Genomic DNA, 20332 nt, shown 5'->3' on the forward strand with positions numbered 1-20332 from the left:
AAGTCACACCCTGTTACGAACGAAAAGACACCCGGAGCGGGCAAACCGCGCCGGACGTCTCGCTTAAAAAGTAACAAAAATTCGTCTTAAGGTCAATAGAGCAACCATGCAAGACTCGAAGTGCTTCTTACTCGTCAACGCCAGCTCTTTCCACAATCTTGTCGATTATAGAAGGAGTTGTAACAGCCTCGCTCTGTTGAATGGCAACTGGCGCAGGTGTTTTGGACTTCGTAAGGCCTTTAATCAGCTGCTCTACATCGATGCCGGATACACTTTTGAGCATCTCTGGAGCCGTCGCCATAAGTTCGGTAACATAGTTGCTCACTCGCGCTGCACCTTCACCTTTACCTGTATCTACCACCGTCAATTTATCAATGGATGCAATTGGTTCTGCAATTTTGCCAGCCAGTTCAGGCAGCATTTTGACAATGATATCGAGTACAGCCGCTTCGCCAAACTTCTGGAATGCTTCTGCCAGTTTTTCCTTCGCTTCTGCTTCTGCAAGACCACGCAAACGAATAACTTCTGCATCAGCTGTACCTTTGGCAAGTTCCGCATCCGCCATGGCCTGACCTTCAAGTCGCTTCTGTTCAGCTGTTGCTTTGGCGTGTGTTTCGATGGAATACTGTACCGCATCGGCTTCACGCATTCTCTTGGCTTTATCCGCTTCGGCTGCCTGCTCCACCGCATAACGATCCGCTTCTGCCTTTTTCTTCACTTCAGCATCATATTGCTTCTCACGTACAACGATTTCTTTTTCCTGAAGATCGATCTCACGTTCTTTACGAACAAGTTCAACCTTCATTTCTTCTTCCACCACGGTCTGTCTCGCACGTGCTTCATGGATATGGTACGCCTGATCGGCTTCCGCTTTGGCTGTATCCTGATCCCGTTTAAACGTGGCTACTTTCAGTTCCTTCTCTTTGGCTGCCTCGGCGATATTCGTATCACGCAGCAACTCTGCTTTTTGCCCCTGTTCTTCCGCATTAGCCTTCTGAATACGTGCATCACGCATCGCTTCCGCTTCAGCAATCTCGGCATCCCGCTTCACAGCAGCAATTCTCGGTTTACCGAGAGCATCCAGGTAACCCTGTTTGTCACGAACATCCTTGATGGTAAATGAAACAATTTGCAGACCCATTTTTTTCAAATCTCTAGCTGCTACGCCTTGAACCTCTTGGGCAAAACGATCCCGGTTCCGATATACTTCTTCCACCGTCATTGTACCGAGGATGGCCCGCAAATGCCCCTCGAGTACCTCCTGTGCTTCGCTTCTCAGCGCTTCTACAGGTTTACCGATGAATTGCTCAGCTGCCGTAGCAACGTCCTCTACAGCGCCTCCAACCTTGATAATAGCTACACCGTCAGCAATAACCGGAACCCCTTGCTCCGTGTACACTTCAGGGGTGGAGACATCCAGCTTGTGGGATAACAAGGAGATAAACTCGGACTGCTGGAATACCGGCAGGATAAACGCACCGCCACCACGAACAATTTTAATTTTTCGGCCAGAATCATCATCGGAGATATTTTTACTACCCAGGAAAGAACCCGTAACGATCATCGCCTCATCCGGTCCAACCGTTTTGTATCTCGCCCAGAAAGCCAGACCCAAGATTAGAATGACTCCGAGTACAACTATAGGAATCAATAAAACATCCCAATTCAAATTTTCCATTCCACATCTCTCCCCTTATTCATTCATGATGAGTGCTTAAACTACTTAGGTGATTAGAATACTTTATAAATCTTTAAGTACATTTTCATCCCATTCCGACACACGCAGTACGCCATCAACAACATCCACCACAACAACACGTGCTCCCGCCGCAATGGGGAGGTGTTCAAAACTGGATGCCGTTTGAATCGTACTGCCGGATGCAAAGCGGATCATCACTTCGCCAAAACCTTTTTCCGGCACCGGAATGGTGATTTCCCCAATTTTCCCAGATAACTCTTTCATTGAAAATGCAATCGAGACATCGCTGTTACGCATCGGTTTGATATATGCGAAGAATACCAGCATGGCTGCAGCAATACCTATAAGCAGGGATAGTATTAGTCCGGACATGGCACTTAATGAACTATAACGTGTCAGCAAAATACCTGCTCCACCAAAGGTTGTAATGGAACCAGCTAACACAACGGGTTTGAAAAAATCAAGACCTGGCATTTCGAAGGCTCCGTCCAGCAAGCCATCAATCAAGTCACCCAGCACAAGGCTGACAACCGCAAATATCGCCCCTCCGATTAGACACCCCCAATACATTGTTTCCATCCCCTGTTCCTCCTCTCTCTGCCGCAAATTCATCCTAACTGAGCATTCCACATGTAAATAAATACGTAGCTACCATCAAAATGTTTCAAAATCTTTCCTCAAATGTATTCTGGAGCCGATAATGGGTATTATCACAACATTCTGTTCTCCTTGCTTCATGTTCCTCCATTATTCTCGTGCAGAGCCGAATACACGAAAAAACCGCAAGCCCCCATGAAGGAGACTTGCGGTTATTGGACAACAGAATGTGTCCTTTCACTTTGCAGTGATTATAGAATTACAGAGAAGCCTTGTAGATGGATACAACATCTTCCCGTTGCAGTTTCTTGAAATTACCGAATGGGCCAAACAGCATCGCTTTGTCTGCCATTACGTCGATCTGGCTATCATCGATATCGTAATCAGCCAAACGGTTAGGGGCACCAATGGATGTCCAGAATTTGCTGAGCGCATCGATACCTTCTTCGGCAATCTGTCTGTCCGACTTGCCTTCAGGGTTCACCTCGAATACATTAATTGCCAGACGTTTGAATCGATCCACATTCACGTCCAGGTTATGTTTCATCCAGTGTGGGAACAAGATTGCAAGTCCACCGCCGTGTGGGATATCATACACTGCGGATACCGCGTGTTCAATATTATGTGTTGCCCAGTCTCCTGCGAGACCCATATTCAGCACACCATTCAGTGCCATTGTTCCGCAATACAGAATCGTTTCGCGCAGTTCATAGTTCTCCAGATCTTCAACCAGACGAGGAGCTGCTTCCATGACAGTACGCAGAATCGTCTCACAGAAACCGAGTTGAACCGGTGTATTGGCATCCAGATGGAAGTAATGCTCCAATACGTGGGACATCATATCCACCATGCCGTATACCGTTTGGTCCAGTGGAACAGTGTATGTATTCACTGGATCCAGGATGGAGAATGCAGGGAATGAGTATGCGCTACCCCAGCCCAATTTTTCTTGTGTATCCTGATTCGTAATAACCGAACCGGAGTTCATTTCCGAACCAGTTGCCGCCATGGTCAATACGGTACCGAGTGGAAGAGCGTCCTGTGCAACGGCTTTGCGCTGAGCAAAATCCCACATATCGCCATCATATTTGGCACCTACAGCGATAGCTTTGGAGCAGTCTAGTACACTACCTCCACCTACAGCGAGGATCAGGTCGATGTTATTTGTTTTACAGAGGTCTACCCCTTTATGCACCGTAGAAAGACGCGGGTTAGGTTCCACACCTGCCAGTTCAGTCACTTCTGCTCCAGCTTCCTTAAGCAAACCGATCACTTGATCGTACAGACCACTGCGTTTGATACTGCCGCCACCATATACAAGCAGAACCCGTTTACCGTATTTCGGCACTTCTGTTTTCAATGCTTCCAGTTGTCCTTTGCCGAAAATCAGCCGGGTTGGATTATAGAATTGGAAAGATCTCATATCTATTGTCGCCTCCAATGGAGTTTAGTATTTTTGTGCAACTCCAATTATAGTACCCTGTTTATAGAAAAACAAATCGATAGTCACTCACTTTATAACAACCCGTTAATCTCCAAATGAGCTCGAAACATCTCGCTCGATGAAGGCAAATTCTCAGCATCCACCCATGTTTCTAAGGCCCATAATCCAGCCTGTTTAAATGCCCTCGGACAATGGATAAAACACTCTTCCACATCTATAATGACAGCCGCACCTATGGTTTTACCACTCCAGCCCATACTGGCGATGAATTCCTCATCCTTGGTAATGGATGCTGTACCATTAATACGCAGCACTTCATTCAGTCCCGGAATCAAAAAAAGCATACCGATACCAGGGTTCGACAACATGTTCAACAACGAGTCTATCCGCCGATTGCCTGGGCGCTCAGGATAGACGAGCCGGTATGTATCATACACTTTTACAAATCCCGCTCCATCGCCCCGAGGTGATACATCGCTATTTCCATCACGATCAGAGGTGGAGAGAAAAAATAATGGTGACATGGATATAAAGTTCTGAACATGTGAGTCTACAAATGAAATTGCCTTGTTACGCACATGTTCATGCGGCTCACCCACCATGCCTTGCAGTTCCTCAGCATCTGTAATCAACGGAATATTCAATGCCTGCTTCTCCAAGTTATTACCCCCATTTCCTCAATTCATTGTGGTATTCTAGGACTTCAATCCATTATAACTGGCTCGGAAGTTCATTCCAATGCACACAAATGTCAAGAACACCCGCTCCTGATTGAGCGGGTGTTCTTGATTTGTTGATTATGTTGATTATTCAGTGTATCCCATGCTGCTCACAAAACGACGGAAAGCCTGGCGTCCTGCTTCATCATATTTGTAGACACCTGCATGCTCCAGAATCTCGGCGAATTTCAAGCCAACTTCCTGCTGTACAATGGCAACGGCTTGTTCTTTGTCCAGTTTAGGACCAAACCGTTCAATTAATTCTTCCGCCCAGCCCAGATGTTTGTTCAACACATGATCAGAAGCTTTGGCGGCTTCAGCAAGTTTAGCATCTCCAGCGAGGATATCCGCGATATTGTCCAGCTCTTCTTTCAAACGACCTGGCAGAATGGCAAGTCCCATCACTTCGATCAGACCAATGTTCTCTTTTTTCAAATGGTGCATCTCACGGTGCGGATGGAAAATCCCTTCAGGATGCACATCATTCGTGCGGTTGTTACGCAAGACGAGATCCATCTCATACCCACCGTCTGCACTGCGACGAACGATTGGTGTTACTGTATTGTGTGGTACCTGTTCCCCATCCACTTCACTGAATGCCTCGATATCCACAGCAGAATCACTGTAAAGCTTCCACGCTTCATATACAGCATTACCTGCTTCAAGCAACTCTGCAGGATCGTGTGAAGCCAGACGCATTACAGACATCGGCCATTTTACGAGACTCAGTGTAAGTCCAGGTGCATCCGCATGGCGGAAGACAGCCTCAGGCTGTGCATTTTGAATCGCGAATGTATGACGTCCGCCCTGGAAATGGTCATGTGTCAGAATCGATCCACCAACGATCGGCAAATCTGCGTTAGATCCGATAAAGTAATGCGGGTACTCCCCGACAAAGGCAAGTAGTCTACGCAGTGTATCCTTCGTCAGCTTCATCGGCACATGATCATGATGGAAAATGATGCAGTGCTCGTTGTAGTACACATATGGCGAGTATTGGAACAACCAAGGCTCGCTGTTAAGTTCCAGCGGAATAACTCTCAGATTCTGGCGAGCCGGGTGATTCACCCGACCAGCGTAACCTACATTTTCACGACACAGCTGGCATTTAGGATATACCGGTGGCGGAAGCAATTTCGCCATGGCAATTTCCTTTGGACTTTTCTCCGGTTTTGACAGGTTAATAGTAATCTCCATGTCTCCATAGGCCGTGTCCTGTGTCCAGTAAACGTTCTTCGAGATCCGATCCATCCGAATGTAGTTGGAGTTAATCGACAAGTCATAGAATTGAGATGTGGCCGCCTCAATGCCTTCCGTCTGCTCCGTGTGGCGGAATGCGCGTACCACTTCGGATGGGCGTGCCATCAAATGACCCATGATTTTGGCATCCAGCAAATCACGGAATGTATCACTATTTTCAGGAATGAGTCCAATGGAAAATCCATAATCGATCAACGTATCAAGCATCACCTGTGGGCCGTCTGGCACGCTTGTGTCCAGTTCTCCGGCGTAAGGCTCTGAGAATCCGAATTGTTCCAGCAAGAGGTTGCGGCTATAATCCCAATCCGCTTCCTCGATTAATTGTTTCTGCAAGGCAAATGCAACCAGACGTTCAATGGCATGCAGTGCTTCCTGCTGCTCCGGTGTCCGCTCTGTGGCACCTGCTGCAATATGAGTCTGTGACATAAGGTATTCGCCTCCTAGTTTTTTCCGTAGCCGTCAGGTCGTGATTGGTGCCAGCTCCAAGCGCTTTGAATGACATCTTCCAGATTGGTCCATTTTGGATTCCAGCCTAGGACAGATCTCGCTTTTGCAGATGAAGCTACCAGCACAGCCGGGTCACCTGCACGACGTGGTTCCTGTACAACCGGGATATCGAGGCCAGTCACTTTTCTGGCTGTTTCGATCACTTGTTTTACAGAGAATCCTGTACCATTACCCAGGTTGAATACATTACTGTTCTCACCTTTGCGAAGATAATCTACTGCACGCAGATGTGCATCAGCCAAGTCGCTCACATGGATATAGTCACGGATACATGTTCCATCTTCTGTTGCATAGTCGTCACCAAACACGGCGATGTGTGGGCGTTGTTTCAATGCTGTTTGCAGTACGAGTGGAATCAGGTGACTCTCTGGTTGGTGATCTTCACCAATTTTGCCGCTGTCATGTGCACCTGCTGCATTGAAGTAACGCAGGGAAACGTATTTGATATCCTGAACTTTATCGAACCATGACATCATGCGTTCCATCATCAGCTTTGTTTCGCCGTATACGTTGGTTGGCTCTGTACGATCACTCTCTTCGATTGGCACTTTCTCAGGCTCACCGTAGGTAGCTGCTGTAGAGGAGAAGACGATGCGGCGTACGTTCGCTGCATTCATCGCTTCCAACAGACAGAGTGTACCAAACACGTTGTTGTCATAATATTTAACCGGGTCTTTCATGCTCTCGCCTACGAGTGAGTTGGCTGCAAAGTGAATGACTGCATCGATTGAATTCTCAGCGAACAGCTTCGCCAGAATTTCTTTGTCACGCAGATCCCCTTCATACAACTTACCGCCGAGCAACGCCTCACGATGCCCTGTCTGTAAGTTATCCAGTACAACAACCTCTTCTCCACGTTCCAACAATGCTGCTACCGTATGAGACCCAATATACCCTGCTCCACCTGTCACCAAAATTGCCATTTTACTTCGCCTCCTTCAATTCTTTAACACCGTCGCCTACGCCGCATACATAAAAATCACCTTTGAGATGGGTACGCGCTTCATATGCAGCGCCCACTTCACTTACAAAACGCTCGACATCATTTTCATGCACAAGTGATACGGTACAACCGCCAAATCCTGCGCCAGTCATCCGAGCACCAAGCGTGCCTGGAATCCGCTGAGCTTCTTCAACCATAACGTCCAGCTCATCACAGCTTACTTCGTACAAGTCACGAAGCGATTCATGAGAAGCGTTCATCAGCTTGCCGAAAGTTTCCAGATCATTACCCTGCAATGCTTCGACCGATGCGAGCACACGCGCGTTCTCTTCCACGACATGTTGTGCACGCTGTCTTACTTTCTCATCCTTGATCTGATCCTGTAGTGTTACGAACTGCTCTGGCGTCAATTGAGCCAGGTAATTCAGTGCAGGCAGCTGTTCCTTCAAGATGGCAAGTGCCTGCTCGCATTGGGAGCGACGTTCATTGTAAGCCGAATCCACCAGACCGCGGCGTTTGTTCGTGTTACCAATGACCAATTTGTAGGAGCCTGTACGGAAAGGAACCTTTTGGTACTCCAGTGTGTCACACATCAGCAGGATCGCGTGATCCTGAGCACCGTTTGCAACAGCGAACTGATCCATGATTCCACAGTTGACGCCTACGAACTCATTTTCCGCTTTCTGGGACAGAAGTGCCAGTTGAACCGTATCAATATCCGACACACCTTCCAGAGACTGAATAGCAAATCCGGTGAGTACCTCCAGAGATGCAGATGATGAAAGTCCTGCCCCGTTCGGAATCTCCCCGTGGTACAGGAAGTCGTAACCTTTTGTTACATTCACGCCTTTACCTTGCAGTTCAACCATGACCCCAACAGGATAGTCGGTCCATTCTCCGGTCTTCTGCTTACCAATGGAGGAAGTGTCTAGTACCCCTTCATAAGACATGTTCGTGGAAGCCAGTTGCAACTTGTTGTCCTGACGCTCACGAATGATCAATGTTGTTCCGAATTCAAGTGCTGCCGGAAGCACATATCCACCGTTATAGTCAATGTGCTCACCGATCAGATTCACACGCCCAGGGGCATGAAATACACGGATGTCCGCTCCACTCTCTCCGTACTTCTCAATAAACTTTTGTTTCAATTCAGTTACGTTCACTACTGGTGCACCTCGCCTCGTTGTTGTGGTTTTCTTAATGTTATTATATAAGAAAGCGATCCCTCTTGTAATGCAACCATGTGTGTTTCATATGGATAAATGTGACCTTAAGGCGTATAATGATCGGAGCATCCCGGAAAGAAGGAAACGACTATGTCAGATCAATCCAACCCCAAGAAAGAATTCCTTGCATCTTCTAACGAAAAAATACAGGAATCACCTTCCGGTAAAAGCGGAGCACTCAGTTATTCGGTTGCCTCCAATCCCGTCTATTATGAACAAGGCGCACTGCATGTCCTGTTTGCTGGGGCAAGCCAGACCCTTCCGGGTCACGCCCTTGGACCCAAACTGTTTGATTATTATCTGCTTCATTATGTAGAAAAAGGAGCGGGGACGTTCCGTACCGAACTGCACACCTACGAGTTATCCGCAGGGGATTGTTTCCTCATTCATCCCGGGCAACTGGTAAGTTACCAGTCTCATGCCCGTAACCCATGGCAATACCGCTGGATCGCCTTCACGGGCAGCCAGGCTGCCCAGCATGCCGACGAGGCGGGATTCCGCCCGGAGAAGTCCGTTTTTCACGCCGGACCATCCTGTGGAATTTCCGATTGGCTATCCGTGATGCAGGATGCTTTTGCCGAGCGCAAAGAAAGCTCTCATTTCACATCATTGGGTACGCTATATATGATTCTAGCTGAAGCACAGAATCACCTTTCGCAGGGTCAAACCTTAATTCCCGGCGAATCCTCCATCCGACGTACGGTGAAACAGATGATTCAATATATGTCCACTCAATATGCCTATCCTGTCTCCATTGAACAAATGTCTGCGAGTCTTGGATACAATCGTGCGTATCTATCCCGTATATTCAAACAGGAAACCGGTCATTCACCAGTCACTTATTTGCTAAAACTGCGGATCGACAAGTCGCGCCAACTCCTGAGAGAACGTCCGGATCTGTCCATCGAACAGGTATCTGCATCGGTTGGACTGCCAGACGCGCTGTACTTCTCCAAACAGTTCAAACGATTTCACGGTGAAGCGCCCAGCTTGTATCGAGAGAAAATACTGTCCCGCCCACTACATCAGGGGTTACAGCAGAATGCTCAACAAAACAAACGGTGAGCAACATAACGGACAGAACCACGGACGACAAAAAAGGTGCATTCCGCCATTATGGCTAAGATGCACCTTTTGCACTTTATTTATTTGTCATCAGGCTCCGGAGACAGGATGGATTCAATCCGTTCCAATTCCTCTGTAGAGAAATCCAGCTGACTGAGCGCAGCCACATTCTCTTCAATCTGGGAAGGACGACTTGCGCCAATCAGCGCAGAAGTTACCCTGCCATTACGCAGCACCCATGAGAGTGAAAATTGGGCCAAACTCTGACCACGGGCTGCTGCAATCTGGTTCAGCGCCCGCACTTTGCGGAGCGTCTCTGGAGAGATGTTGTTTTCATTCAGGAATACCGATGGTCCTTTGGCACGTGAGTCTTCCGGGATACCATTCAAGTATTTGTTCGTGAGCACACCTTGTGCCAATGGACAGAACGCAATACTGCCTGTTCCATACTCATCCAGCACATCCTGCAAACCATCTTCAATCCAGCGGTCCAGCAGCGAGTATTTCGGTTGATGGATTAACAGGGGCGTACCCAGACTTTTCAGAATTTCAGCAGCCTGTCTTGTTTGCTCTGCGGGATAGTTGGAGATCCCTACATAAAGGGCTTTGCCCGAGCGAACAATATGATCCAGTGCCATCATCGTTTCTTCCAAAGGCGTGTCGGGATCATAACGATGTGAATAGAAAATATCCACATAATCCAGGCCCATACGCTTCAAGCTCTGATTCAGACTGGATACCAGATTTTTGCGTGAACCCCACTCGCCATACGGCCCGGGCCACATATAATATCCCGCTTTGGTGGAGATCACCAGTTCATCCCGATAAGGTTTCAGATCCTGGGCCAGTACCTGTCCAAATAACTGCTCTGCCGAACCTGCCGGTGGGCCATAATTGTTGGCAAGGTCAAAATGTGTAATGCCCAGATCAAATGATCGGGTAATCATATTACGGCCATTCTCAGCGTTATTGATACCGCCAAAATTATGCCATAACCCCAGTGAAATCGCTGGCAGTTTCAAACCTGAACGTCCAACGCGGTTATATTTCATCGTTTCATAGCGAGTATCGCTTGCTACGTAGACCATTATGAATCCCTTCTTTCCCCAGGTTCCGCCTCTTGTATCCGGTCTATGCCGGAGAATGCGGTTATTCAGTCCATACGTTCAACCAAGAAGCTGGTCCACAATATTCATTACCTCACCAATCGGCTCTGTAATCAGCAAATCCGCCCTGCGGTCGTAAGCGGTAGGTGTAGCGTTGAGCAGAACGGTATGTTTTCCCTGAAAATACGTAATTAACTGGGCCGCTGGATATACCGTCAGTGACGTGCCTCCCACGAGTAACAGATCTGCAGAAGACAGTGCATCAATGGAACGGTACAATGTCGTCTGATCCAGTTCCTCTTCGTACAGCACCACATCCGGCTTGATCACACCACCACATGCGGTACAGCGAGGTACCGTATCTTGGGATTGTATAATATCATTCAGTGTATAAAACTGCTTGCAATCCATGCAGGCATTACGATGAACTGAGCCGTGAAGCTCAAAAACATTGCTGTTGCCTGCCTTCTGATGCAGTCCGTCGATATTTTGCGTGATCACTGCCTGAAGTTTTCCTTCCTGCTCCAGACGGGCCAATAGTCGATGGCACCCATTCGGTTCAGCATCTGGATGAAGCATTTTGCCTCGATAAAAATCATAAAAAATATCGGCGTGTTGATCAAAAAAATGTCGACTTAATAACTCTTCCGGTGGATAAGGCGAATGCTGCTCCGTCTGATACAGACCCGCAGCCGAGCGGAAGTCGGGAATCCCGCTTTCCGTTGAAGTCCCGGCCCCTCCGAAAAAAACAATCCGGGAGCTCTCCTGAATCCAGGCAGCCAGTTGTTCTGTTGCGTTCATCCTCTCTCCTCCTTTTATTTACTATATAAATTGAACTAAAGAATATTTACACTGACCACTCCGATGACAGAACAACCTTCCGATCGCTGTTATCCACAGATTTTTTTTGATTCCTTTCCTAAGGGGAAAATCCGAGGATAAAGGCGAACACTCCGTTTCTTCAGGTTATTTCTGTCCTCTTCATTTCGTGTAAATGTTAGTTCAATTTATATAGTCCAATCAGGTCAGGGTGACTTATAAAATAACGCTTATCTCATTATAATGACGAATAATGGCATGGGCATCAACCAAATGTGATCCTTGATCTGACTGTTGACAGTAACCGAGCGTATAGGGTACGCCTGCGTTTCGCCCCATCTGCATATCCCCATTACTATCTCCAATTACAACGGCCTCCGCAGGATCGATATGTAATTCACGGCAAGCCAAGAGTGCTGCTTCTCCATCCGGTTTGCCCTGGGTCACCCGATCACAGCCCACAATGGAGATGAAAAAGGAACGAATCCCCATCCAATCCAGATGTGTTTCTGCTGCCGCTGTACTGTCTGAAGTGACGACCGCCAGTGGTATGTCTGCTGCCCTGCATTTCTGCAAGAAATCCAGCAATCCTGACATTGGTTCAGCGGATTTGCGCTCTCTTACCGATCTCATGGCTACACTTGAAAATTGGCGTATCGTTGTGATCGCTTCATTCCATGGCATGCCTGCCGCATATAACTGACCGGCAAGCAATCCCGTGCATTCATCCACAGTCGCAATGGCAAGTGGACCTTGCGGATCATAGCCGACAATGTGACCTTCTGCATTATGAATGGTGCCCAGGACGTGCTCCCGTTCAACCGTAAATGAAGCTCCAAGCTCATTCATACGTGATTGCAACTGATCCAGTAATGCCTCTGCCCACGGCCCCCATAGCTGGAGAAATTCCAACAGTGTTCCATCTTTATCAAACAGGATACCTTTACATGGGATCTGCGCTCCATTCACTTGAAGCATGGTCATCCATATCACCTCCATCAAGTTATGCTATAAATGTGAATGCATACAGCCCTTAATGCAGAATAATTAAAATCTATTTGATCGTACTTAACCAAGCCAGTACCGTCTTGACCGTCTGATTCAGCTGTTCTTCTCCACTCACTTCCGGCTCGCCATCTCCTTTTTGATGACCATAATCACCAAACTGGGCGTGGTTTCCACCTTCAATGGTGTAATACACCGTGTCTTCTGGAAGATACATCCGTCCACTCTGATACTTCGTAGCATTCACGACTTCATCTTTAGTACCCAGAATAGATAAAGCAGGTATTCCAAGTGACTTTACGCTTCCTTTTTCATCTGGGTAAGATGCCAAGAAAAAGATCCCGTGAAGTGCATCAGGATGTGCGGTTACATAACGTGCAGCCATGGACCCGCCGAGAGAGTGTCCACCCATAATAAATTGTTCGTCTGGATATGCGGCCAGAATCTCATCTGCCAAGTTTGGCTTAAGCACTGCCAGGTTAACTGGCATCTTGGCAATAATGGTGTGATGACCCGCAGCAGCCAGCTCATGCGCGAGTGGTGCATAACTTTCCGGTTTTACCAGCCCACCAGGGTAGAAAAGTACACTTTTCCCAATCGGTTTATCTGGCACAAAATCAATCCAGTTCTCTTGTTCACTCACCGTCACCTGATCGGCTGTTTCCATGGCCGTTTGAGCTGTTTCCTGTGGACCGTATGGTGTGAATAATTTCCACGCAACGAATCCACATCCAATGACAATGAGCGCCAGAAGTACGAGCAGGAATTTCCCGATGCCCCTCTTCTTGCGCCCTGTATTATACCGATTTCTCAACATTAATCACCTTTCTTCACTTCCGCAGGTGCCGCGGCTCACAGAATTGGGAGCCGTCGTTCATCAGGCTCCCCTTCTCCGAATTGAAAAAATATTATTCTGCCTTGGCCTTGCGGTAAGCATCCATATATTGTTCCGCTTTGCGACGGACATGACTCAGGTCACCCGTTTTCACAGCTTCCGATGTCAAGTCGGAACCGATCCCTACAGCCACTGCTCCACCCTTGATCCAATCCCCCAGATTAGACAAGGATACCCCGCCAGTTGGCATAAAATTCGCCTGCGGCATAGGGCCCTTCATCGTTTTGATAATCGAAGGATCATACAGATTACCCGGGAACAACTTCACAATGTCCACACCGAGTTCCAGTGCGCGTTGAACATCAGCAATCGTCATCACACCAGGCAGAATCGGAATTCGATACAGATTGCAGATCTGAACAGTATCCGGATTCAAGGAAGGTCCAACGACAAACTCGGCACCCGACATGATAGCCGCTCTCGCCGTTTGCGGTTCGAGCACCGTTCCCGCACCAATAATCGCGAATTTCTCTGGATCTTGTGTGTTCCAATGGTATACACGGCTTAATTTTTCAATGGCTTTGAGTGCACTGGGTACTGTCATCGTAATCTCGATAACTTTAATGCCACCCGCAATCGCTTGCTCGGCCATGGCAATGACTTGATCAGCAGAATCTGCACGCAGAACTGCCACAACCCCATTGTCCGTAATCTTTTGCAACAGCTGAAGCTTCTTCATTTCATTCTCTCCCTTGTCAATGTGGTGGTTGTGTATACAAGCCTTACATTTAAGAACGAAGATGAGCCATATATGATTCCAGAGCGACTAGCGCTCAACATGGGCAACGTTGTTCAGCTTGGCCTCGACCTGCCCCCACGTCGGGAGCGCCTCCCAATCGCCAACAGCCTGTATAACCATGGAACCGGTCAAATTGCCGAGACGGGTTGCTTCCTGCGGGGAGTATCCTTTTAATAAACCCGATAAAAATCCCGCGCAGAATCCATCTCCTGCTCCTACCGTATCCAGAACATTATCCGCCTTAAAGTACGGAACTTCCGTTAGGGTACCATTCGCCAATACGTAGGTCAAATCAGGGCCACCCTTCACGATGCACACAGCATTCAGGGCAGATAAACGCTCAAGTACTTTTTGATCATTTTCTTCGTTATATAGAAGTTTCATCTCGTCCAGACCCGGTAAAAAGTAGTCCGCCAGTTCAGCTAAACGCAGTATAACCGGACGGGCCTCATCCGCAGACCATAGTTTGAGACGCAGATTTGGATCAAAGCTTACTTTCACCCCTGCCTGTTTGGCAATATGTATGGCAGCCTCTACCGTAGCAAGTCCGGACGGGCTTATCGCTGCCGTTATACCCGTAACGTGCAATATCTTCGCCCCGGCAATATAGTCGGGATCCAGATCATCAGGTGTGATCGCACTTGCAGCAGATAACTTCCTATAATAATGTACCGAGGCTTTCCCGGAAGCGTTCTCACGAATCATCAAACCAGTGGGCTCGTGATCACTCAACCTTACCCGAGATACATCTACGCCTTCACCGCGAATGGCTTTCAGAATCATACTGCCCATCGGATCATTGCCCAAACGTCCAAACCAACCACTGGTATGCCCCAGGCGGGATACGCCAATAGCCAGATTGCTCTCAGCACCCCCGAAAGACTTGTCCAGTGTGGCTGCATATTCCAGCCCTCTTGTATCCTTGGCAGTCAGCAAACCCATACTCTCCCCAAACGTAATGATTTCCGGGCTTGGATAGGGACTCGTTGACATGATTTCTTCCCTCCTTATATTTACATTCCCTCATCTTCTTTTTCTATTGTCATCCTCTATGCAACCGTTGTCAATCCCGTTGTGTTCATTTTGTTGTCACAGCTTTGAGAAAAGATAACGCTTACCAATGTGAATTAAATCACAATAGAGAATGCACATCCATATTACCCTTATTACAGATGCAAATGACCTTTCAACCATGGTCTATAAGGGGGCAACACCATGAAAAATCAGACACTGATCCGGGATGATCAGGAATCTTTCTTTTACAATCTGCGCTTTATGCTTATCGTCTGTGTCCTTGCTGGTAATGCACTTGAACCACTCATTACACGTTTTGCAGGAGCGGAAGCTCTGTTCCTGTGGATATATACGTTTCACATGCCACTCTTTGTATGGGTAACCGGGTATTTTGCGATACACTCACTCCAAGGTGCATCTGGGCGAAACGTCCTGAAGCAGATTGCACTGCAGTACGTACTGTTTCAGTCCTTATACGCATTGATGGACTTTACCGTATTCCATACACCCCATATGCGGCTATCCTTCTTTGCACCTTATTTGCTGTTATGGTTTCTCGCGAGTCATTTCTGTTGGCGACTGCTGCTTCGTCTGACGATTTCCTGGAAACCGATATATCGGCTGATTGGATCGATTGCGCTCGGTATAATTGCCGGGTATTTGCCCATCGATGGGTTCTGGCTCAGCTTCAGCCGTACATTTGTATTTCTGCCGTTCTTTGTCATCGGTTATGACTATGGAGCAACCATCCGTTCACATTTATTATCCGGTTGGGGGCGAAAAACCGCAGCCATCCTCTCTGCTGCACTGTTGGTATGGATCGGGTATGGTGGTTTAAACATTTCTTCCGGATGGTTACTCGGCAGCATGACGTACGCCGAACTGGGTCACCACGAATGGTATGCCGGCATCTTCCGACTTGGAGTCTACCTATTGGAGATCGCATCGGCAGCAATGTTCTTGGCCTGGGTACCTTCCTTGACTTCCAGACTGACGGACCTTGGACGTCGCACACTTTATGTATTCCTGCTGCATGGGTTTCTCGTTCGTCTCGCGATCTGGTCCGGAGTCTACAGTTATATGGGAAGCTCGGCGTATATTCCAGTCATACTTGTCATTGCCGTACTCTTCGCAGTCACCCTGGCTCTGCCGGCTGTACGTCACACGTTCAAACCCTTAATTGAACCGGATATATCCCGATTTTCTTTCCATCGACCTGAGGTGTTTAAACGGTCGGCCTAATGCTCTGACGGATCTCTTCACCATCCGTTCTATCCTGGTGTATTGTTTCAGGCTGGAAATAAGGTGGTAAATTAGGGATACGCGCTACAAAAAACAACTTATCGTTGTAAGGAGTGATTTGTAATGGCACGTCAACCGACGTCAGAACGCAAGATGAGCCGTGAGGAAGCTGGCAGATTAGGTGGCAAAGCGACTTCCAAGAACCATGATCGAAGCTTCTACCAGATGATTGGAAAAAAAGGTGGAGAAGCGACTTCAGATGCCCATGACACTGACTTTTACAAGCAGATTGGTCGCAAGGGCGGCGAAGCAACCTCCGAAACTCATAATAAGGAATTCTATCGTGAGATTGGACGCAAAGGCGGAAGCAACTAATGAATTCCGCTCGCCACATCGAAACATGATCATAGCTTTCCCGCAAATCAAGAAGTCTAATTCCATGAAAATGGTTTGAGGCTTCTTTCTATTGATTGTAGAAATATGACGACGGTTGTGATAGACTCAATAGAAAAACCGGGTGTTCACGGGTTTAAAGCAGCAAAGAATTTCACAAACTACGGGGAGCTCGACACCGGCATGCCGGTCCTTTTTTTTAGAGTACGGATGAAATTAAACGACAGATGCACTGCCATTTACTTTTCCATTCATGTTGCTCAATATTATATATTTGGGGGGAATACACCATGTCAGCCAAGAAGATGCGTTCCGATATGATCAAAAAAGGTTTTGACCGTGCACCACACCGGAGTTTGCTCCGCGCAGCGGGCGTTAAAGAAGAGGATTTCGGCAAGCCGTTTATTGCCGTATGTAACTCATACATCGATATCGTGCCCGGCCACGTCCACCTTCAGGAATTCGGTAAAATTGTAAAGGATGCTATTCGTGAAGCCGGTGGCGTTCCATTCGAATTCAACACCATCGGAGTAGATGATGGTATTGCCATGGGACACATTGGTATGCGTTACTCGCTGCCAAGCCGTGACATTATCGCGGATTCCGTGGAAACGGTTGTATCAGCTCACTGGTTCGACGGCATGGTATGTATCCCGAACTGCGATAAAATTACACCCGGCATGATGATGGGTGCACTCCGCTGTAATATCCCTACCGTGTTTGTCAGCGGTGGACCGATGAAAGCCGGTCGTGACAGCAATGGTAAAGCTCTGTCCTTGACCTCTGTATTTGAAGGCGTAGGCGCTTATCAAGCAGGTAAAATCGATGATAAGAGCTTGCTTGAACTTGAACAGTTCGGCTGTCCAACATGTGGATCATGTTCCGGTATGTTTACTGCAAACTCCATGAACTGTCTGGCTGAAGCGATGGGACTGGCTATGCCAGGTAACGGAACCATCCTGGCTGTTGCTCCTGAGCGTCGTGAGTTTGTTAAACAATCTGCTAAACAATTAATGGAACTTATTAAAATGGATCTGAAACCACGTGATATCGTTACTGTAGAAGCGATCGATAACGCGTTTGCACTGGATATGGCGATGGGTGGATCTACGAATACAGTACTGCACACGCTGGCACTGGCTCATGAAGCTGGCATCGAGTATCCAATCGAGCGCATCAATGAAGTAGCTAACCGCGTTCCGCATCTGGCGAAACTTGCACCTGCTTCCGATCTTCACATCGAAGACGTTCACAATGCAGGCGGCGTAAGCGCAGTGCTGAACGAATTGCTCAAGAAACCAGGCGCGATTCACGGTGACTGCATTACCGTAACGGGTAAAACGATCCGTGAGAACGTTGAAGGAAAAGAAATTCAGGATACAAATGTCATTCACCACCTGGATAACCCGCATTCCGAAAAAGGCGGCCTGGCTGTATTGTTTGGTAACCTTGCACCACAAGGCGCTATCATCAAAGTTGGTGCTGTTGATGCTTCGGTTGGTGGATACCACAAAGGTCCTGCCATCTGCTTTGACTCCCAGGAGCAAGCGCTCGAAGGTATTGCTAACGGCAAAGTAAAAGAAGGACATGTTGTTGTTATCCGTTATGAAGGACCAAAAGGCGGACCAGGTATGCCTGAGATGCTGGCTCCTACTTCCCAGATCGTAGGTATGGGATTGGGTGCCAAAGTTGGTCTGATCACCGATGGACGCTTCTCTGGCGCATCCCGCGGAATCAGTATCGGACATATTTCTCCGGAAGCAGCTGAAGGTGGTCCAATCGCCTTTGTTGAAGAAGGAGATATCATCGAGCTGGATCTGAACAACCGTATCATCGAATTGCACATCAGTGACGAAGAGTTTGAACGTCGTCGCGCAGGTTGGAACGGCTTTGAACCGAAAGTAAAAACCGGTTACCTGGCTCGTTATTCCAAACTGGTTACCAATGCAAGCAACGGTGGCGTACTGAGCATTTAATTCACGCTATCCTAGATCTAAAGGAAACAGGCTAATAAATAAAGGGTTGCTCTTCTGCCAAATCTGGCGAAGGGCAACCCTTTTCTTTTGCTGGTTGGTGTGATCAGTCTTTTTAGTTCCGCTCTGGCAGTATCTCTTGTTCAATTAACAATGATTCATCTCTGGATTCTTCTACCGTTGCTGCCACCTGCATCGTATGTTGACCGTAACGTTCCAACAGCAGATCCAGCGGCATGGCAATCATCTTGGGCACCAATTGGTCTGTACGCTGTTTCAGACGTTTGGTTCCTGCCGGGTGGATTACACTTAACAGCAGCTTCAAGTATACTTTGGATGCAGCACTGAACGGTCCAGGGGGCAATTCTTGTATGGTAAATCCGAATTTTTCTGGGCCTCTGTTAATCATGCTCACACCGTATATCGCCTTGGCAGAGCGTAACTCAGGTTCGAGTGCCACCAGGCGTGCCAGATCCGGCAATTGCTGTTCCATGGTCCGGATCATGCGAATAGCCAAATGCATACTGGAACGTGATGTCACTCCAAGTTCAAACAACTTCTGATTGTCAAAATGCAGTTCGATCACCGGATCTCCATTTTGAATAACATGGCCGTCATTCATTTCCACCCGTGCTCCGTGATATACACGTGATCTGAAGTGCAGCATGGGGTCCTCTGGCGAAGCCGTCCGCAGATGATATACCCAGTGAAACAACTTCTCCCAACCCAGCCACAAGGCCACAACGAGTCGCTTCCATAACTTCAGTGGTGTCTGTAATTGCGTTTTGTTCTGAGATTCGCTCACTGTGATACCTCCCATCAACGTATCGACGCGTACACTTTGCAGCCCAAGCCGTTCAGCTTCCTGCAAGACGACTTCCAGCGCCTGAAGCATCTGCTCCGGCGCGTGTGCATCAGCACCAAGGGTCGTTCCTCGATCATGCAGCAGCATGACCTCTCCGCCTCTCAGTTCCTTCAGCATCCGTTCAGTCAATCTCTGGGGACCTACTCGGCTTCTCCAGTCTTCAAACATGGAAGACCACAGTACAATCTTTCGTTCTTTCTTGCTGAAAAAATCAAACAAATTCATAATCCCCCACGGTGGACGATAATAACAAGTCTTCACGCCGGTTACTTCATGAATAATCTGACCTGTTCGCTGAATCTGATCACGAACGGTACGTGGCCGCATGAGCCAGTTCGTCTTGTGAATATAATTATGAATGCCAATAAGATGACCTTCCTCATGTATGCGCTGTATGAGTTCAGGATGACTCGCTGCATGTTCTCCAACGACAAAAAATGTGGCTTTTGCTTGATGCTGACGAAGCAGATCGAGCAGTCTTGGCGTATAATGTGGATCTGGCCCATCGTCAAACGTTAATGCAAATTGTGTATCACTTCTTCCCCGTCGAAATACACGAAAACCAAAAAACCTGCTGATCAAACTTGGAATAAAGGCGTAAAAAGATGAAAGATACAATAACCACAGTAAAATACTATGAAGTATCGTTGTCATGTTGCGAGCTCCCCACTTCTACTACTGAATTACGGTGCACTATGGCACTATCTAAAATAAACCGCCTTTAATTTTATCATAGTTCAGACTTTTCTTGAATCCTGTTTTCCCAAAAAGATAGCTATCGTGTACAATAAATACAATCTAATTATTGCCATCAAAGGAGC

General features: G+C 47.6%; 17 protein-coding genes and 1 pseudogene. 4 read left to right on the forward strand and 14 right to left on the reverse strand.

All coding sequences use genetic code 11. The features are described from left to right. Positions 1–127 precede the first annotated feature (127 nt). From MKY92_RS22980 to MKY92_RS23010, 7 genes are all read right to left on the reverse strand, one after another. On the reverse strand, positions 128–1678 hold the full coding sequence (locus MKY92_RS22980) for a flotillin family protein (RefSeq protein WP_339297778.1): 1551 nt from the start codon (positions 1676–1678) through the stop codon (positions 128–130). Positions 1679–1741: 63 nt separating this feature from the next. Beyond that, entirely contained in the window at positions 1742–2278 is a 537-nt protein-coding gene (locus MKY92_RS22985; protein WP_076212403.1) for a protease, read from the reverse strand. A gap of 277 nt (positions 2279–2555) precedes the next feature. After that, entirely contained in the window at positions 2556–3719 is a 1164-nt protein-coding gene (locus MKY92_RS22990) for an iron-containing alcohol dehydrogenase (RefSeq protein WP_047844049.1), read from the reverse strand. 92 nt (positions 3720–3811) lie between these two features. Then, positions 3812–4399: an MSMEG_1061 family FMN-dependent PPOX-type flavoprotein gene (locus tag MKY92_RS22995; RefSeq protein WP_339297779.1), complete on the reverse strand. Its 588-nt coding sequence runs from the start codon at positions 4397–4399 to the stop codon at positions 3812–3814. 147 nt (positions 4400–4546) lie between these two features. Then, positions 4547–6145 carry a UDP-glucose--hexose-1-phosphate uridylyltransferase gene (locus MKY92_RS23000; protein WP_339297780.1) on the reverse strand — a complete coding sequence of 533 codons (1599 nt, stop codon included), beginning with the start codon at positions 6143–6145 and terminating at the stop codon, positions 4547–4549. 14 nt (positions 6146–6159) lie between these two features. Beyond that, positions 6160–7149, reverse strand: coding sequence for a UDP-glucose 4-epimerase GalE (gene galE, locus MKY92_RS23005; protein ID WP_076212410.1), 990 nt, complete (start codon positions 7147–7149; stop codon positions 6160–6162). A 1-nt stretch (position 7150) separates the two neighbouring features. Next, the gene (locus MKY92_RS23010; protein ID WP_339297781.1) at positions 7151–8332 is read right to left on the reverse strand and encodes a galactokinase; all 1182 of its coding nucleotides are present in this window, start codon (positions 8330–8332) and stop codon (positions 7151–7153) included. A gap of 153 nt (positions 8333–8485) precedes the next feature. Here MKY92_RS23010 and MKY92_RS23015 point away from each other — a divergent pair, with 153 nt between their 5' ends. Further along, positions 8486–9460, forward strand: coding sequence for an AraC family transcriptional regulator (locus tag MKY92_RS23015; protein WP_339297782.1), 975 nt, complete (start codon positions 8486–8488; stop codon positions 9458–9460). 80 nt (positions 9461–9540) lie between these two features. Here the strand turns inward: MKY92_RS23015 and mgrA are convergent, their stop codons facing one another. From mgrA to MKY92_RS23045, 6 genes are all read right to left on the reverse strand, one after another. After that, positions 9541–10548, reverse strand: a complete 1008-nt coding sequence (mgrA, locus tag MKY92_RS23020) for an L-glyceraldehyde 3-phosphate reductase (RefSeq protein WP_076212414.1) — start codon at positions 10546–10548, stop codon at positions 9541–9543. A 78-nt stretch (positions 10549–10626) separates the two neighbouring features. Continuing rightward, positions 10627–11367 (reverse strand): NAD-dependent protein deacylase, encoded by a 741-nt coding sequence (locus tag MKY92_RS23025; protein ID WP_339297783.1) that lies wholly within the window; start codon positions 11365–11367, stop codon positions 10627–10629. A gap of 234 nt (positions 11368–11601) precedes the next feature. Continuing rightward, entirely contained in the window at positions 11602–12369 is a 768-nt protein-coding gene (locus MKY92_RS23030; RefSeq protein WP_339297784.1) for an HAD family hydrolase, read from the reverse strand. A 70-nt stretch (positions 12370–12439) separates the two neighbouring features. After that, positions 12440–13207 carry an alpha/beta fold hydrolase gene (locus MKY92_RS23035; RefSeq protein WP_339297785.1) on the reverse strand — a complete coding sequence of 256 codons (768 nt, stop codon included), beginning with the start codon at positions 13205–13207 and terminating at the stop codon, positions 12440–12442. Between the two features lie 91 nt (positions 13208–13298). Continuing rightward, positions 13299–13964 (reverse strand): bifunctional 2-keto-4-hydroxyglutarate aldolase/2-keto-3-deoxy-6-phosphogluconate aldolase, encoded by a 666-nt coding sequence (locus MKY92_RS23040; RefSeq protein ID WP_017686833.1) that lies wholly within the window; start codon positions 13962–13964, stop codon positions 13299–13301. Positions 13965–14051: 87 nt separating this feature from the next. After that, positions 14052–15017, reverse strand: a complete 966-nt coding sequence (locus MKY92_RS23045) for a sugar kinase (RefSeq protein ID WP_339297786.1) — start codon at positions 15015–15017, stop codon at positions 14052–14054. Between the two features lie 222 nt (positions 15018–15239). Between MKY92_RS23045 and MKY92_RS23050 the strand changes: the two genes are divergently transcribed. The 3 genes and pseudogenes from MKY92_RS23050 to ilvD all read left to right on the forward strand — a co-directional run bounded on the left by MKY92_RS23050 (position 15240) and on the right by ilvD (position 18649). Continuing rightward, positions 15240–16280 carry a fucose 4-O-acetylase gene (locus MKY92_RS23050; protein WP_339297787.1) on the forward strand — a complete coding sequence of 347 codons (1041 nt, stop codon included), beginning with the start codon at positions 15240–15242 and terminating at the stop codon, positions 16278–16280. A gap of 123 nt (positions 16281–16403) precedes the next feature. Then, a pseudogene (locus tag MKY92_RS23055) lies at positions 16404–16646 on the forward strand (general stress protein); the annotation flags it as partial. A 317-nt stretch (positions 16647–16963) separates the two neighbouring features. Then, positions 16964–18649, forward strand: coding sequence for a dihydroxy-acid dehydratase (gene ilvD, locus MKY92_RS23060; protein WP_339297788.1), 1686 nt, complete (start codon positions 16964–16966; stop codon positions 18647–18649). 112 nt (positions 18650–18761) lie between these two features. On the opposite strand, the gene MKY92_RS23065 is transcribed toward ilvD, so the two are convergent. Then, positions 18762–20165: a polysaccharide deacetylase family protein gene (locus tag MKY92_RS23065; RefSeq protein ID WP_339297789.1), complete on the reverse strand. Its 1404-nt coding sequence runs from the start codon at positions 20163–20165 to the stop codon at positions 18762–18764. Between the last annotated feature and the right edge of the window lie 167 nt (positions 20166–20332).

Source organism: Paenibacillus sp. FSL R5-0623 (assembly GCF_037974265.1).
Taxonomy (GTDB): Bacteria; Bacillota; Bacilli; order Paenibacillales; family Paenibacillaceae; genus Paenibacillus.

Bases quoted from the DNA above. Each gene is read 5' to 3' on its own strand.
- MKY92_RS22980 (WP_339297778.1), bottom strand. From the start codon at position 1,678: ATGGAAAATTTGAATTGGGATGTTTTATTGATTCCTATAGTTGTACTC.
- MKY92_RS22985 (WP_076212403.1), bottom strand. From the start codon at position 2,278: ATGGAAACAATGTATTGGGGGTGTCTAATCGGAGGGGCGATATTTGCG.
- MKY92_RS22990 (WP_047844049.1), bottom strand. From the start codon at position 3,719: ATGAGATCTTTCCAATTCTATAATCCAACCCGGCTGATTTTCGGCAAA.
- MKY92_RS23000 (WP_339297780.1), bottom strand. From the start codon at position 6,145: ATGTCACAGACTCATATTGCAGCAGGTGCCACAGAGCGGACACCGGAG.
- galE (WP_076212410.1), bottom strand. From the start codon at position 7,149: ATGGCAATTTTGGTGACAGGTGGAGCAGGGTATATTGGGTCTCATACG.
- MKY92_RS23015 (WP_339297782.1), top strand. From the start codon at position 8,486: ATGTCAGATCAATCCAACCCCAAGAAAGAATTCCTTGCATCTTCTAAC.
- mgrA (WP_076212414.1), bottom strand. From the start codon at position 10,548: ATGGTCTACGTAGCAAGCGATACTCGCTATGAAACGATGAAATATAAC.
- MKY92_RS23025 (WP_339297783.1), bottom strand. From the start codon at position 11,367: ATGAACGCAACAGAACAACTGGCTGCCTGGATTCAGGAGAGCTCCCGG.
- MKY92_RS23030 (WP_339297784.1), bottom strand. From the start codon at position 12,369: ATGACCATGCTTCAAGTGAATGGAGCGCAGATCCCATGTAAAGGTATC.
- MKY92_RS23035 (WP_339297785.1), bottom strand. From the start codon at position 13,207: ATGTTGAGAAATCGGTATAATACAGGGCGCAAGAAGAGGGGCATCGGG.
- MKY92_RS23040 (WP_017686833.1), bottom strand. From the start codon at position 13,964: ATGAAGAAGCTTCAGCTGTTGCAAAAGATTACGGACAATGGGGTTGTG.
- MKY92_RS23045 (WP_339297786.1), bottom strand. From the start codon at position 15,017: ATGTCAACGAGTCCCTATCCAAGCCCGGAAATCATTACGTTTGGGGAG.
- MKY92_RS23050 (WP_339297787.1), top strand. From the start codon at position 15,240: ATGAAAAATCAGACACTGATCCGGGATGATCAGGAATCTTTCTTTTAC.
- ilvD (WP_339297788.1), top strand. From the start codon at position 16,964: ATGTCAGCCAAGAAGATGCGTTCCGATATGATCAAAAAAGGTTTTGAC.
- MKY92_RS23065 (WP_339297789.1), bottom strand. From the start codon at position 20,165: ATGACAACGATACTTCATAGTATTTTACTGTGGTTATTGTATCTTTCA.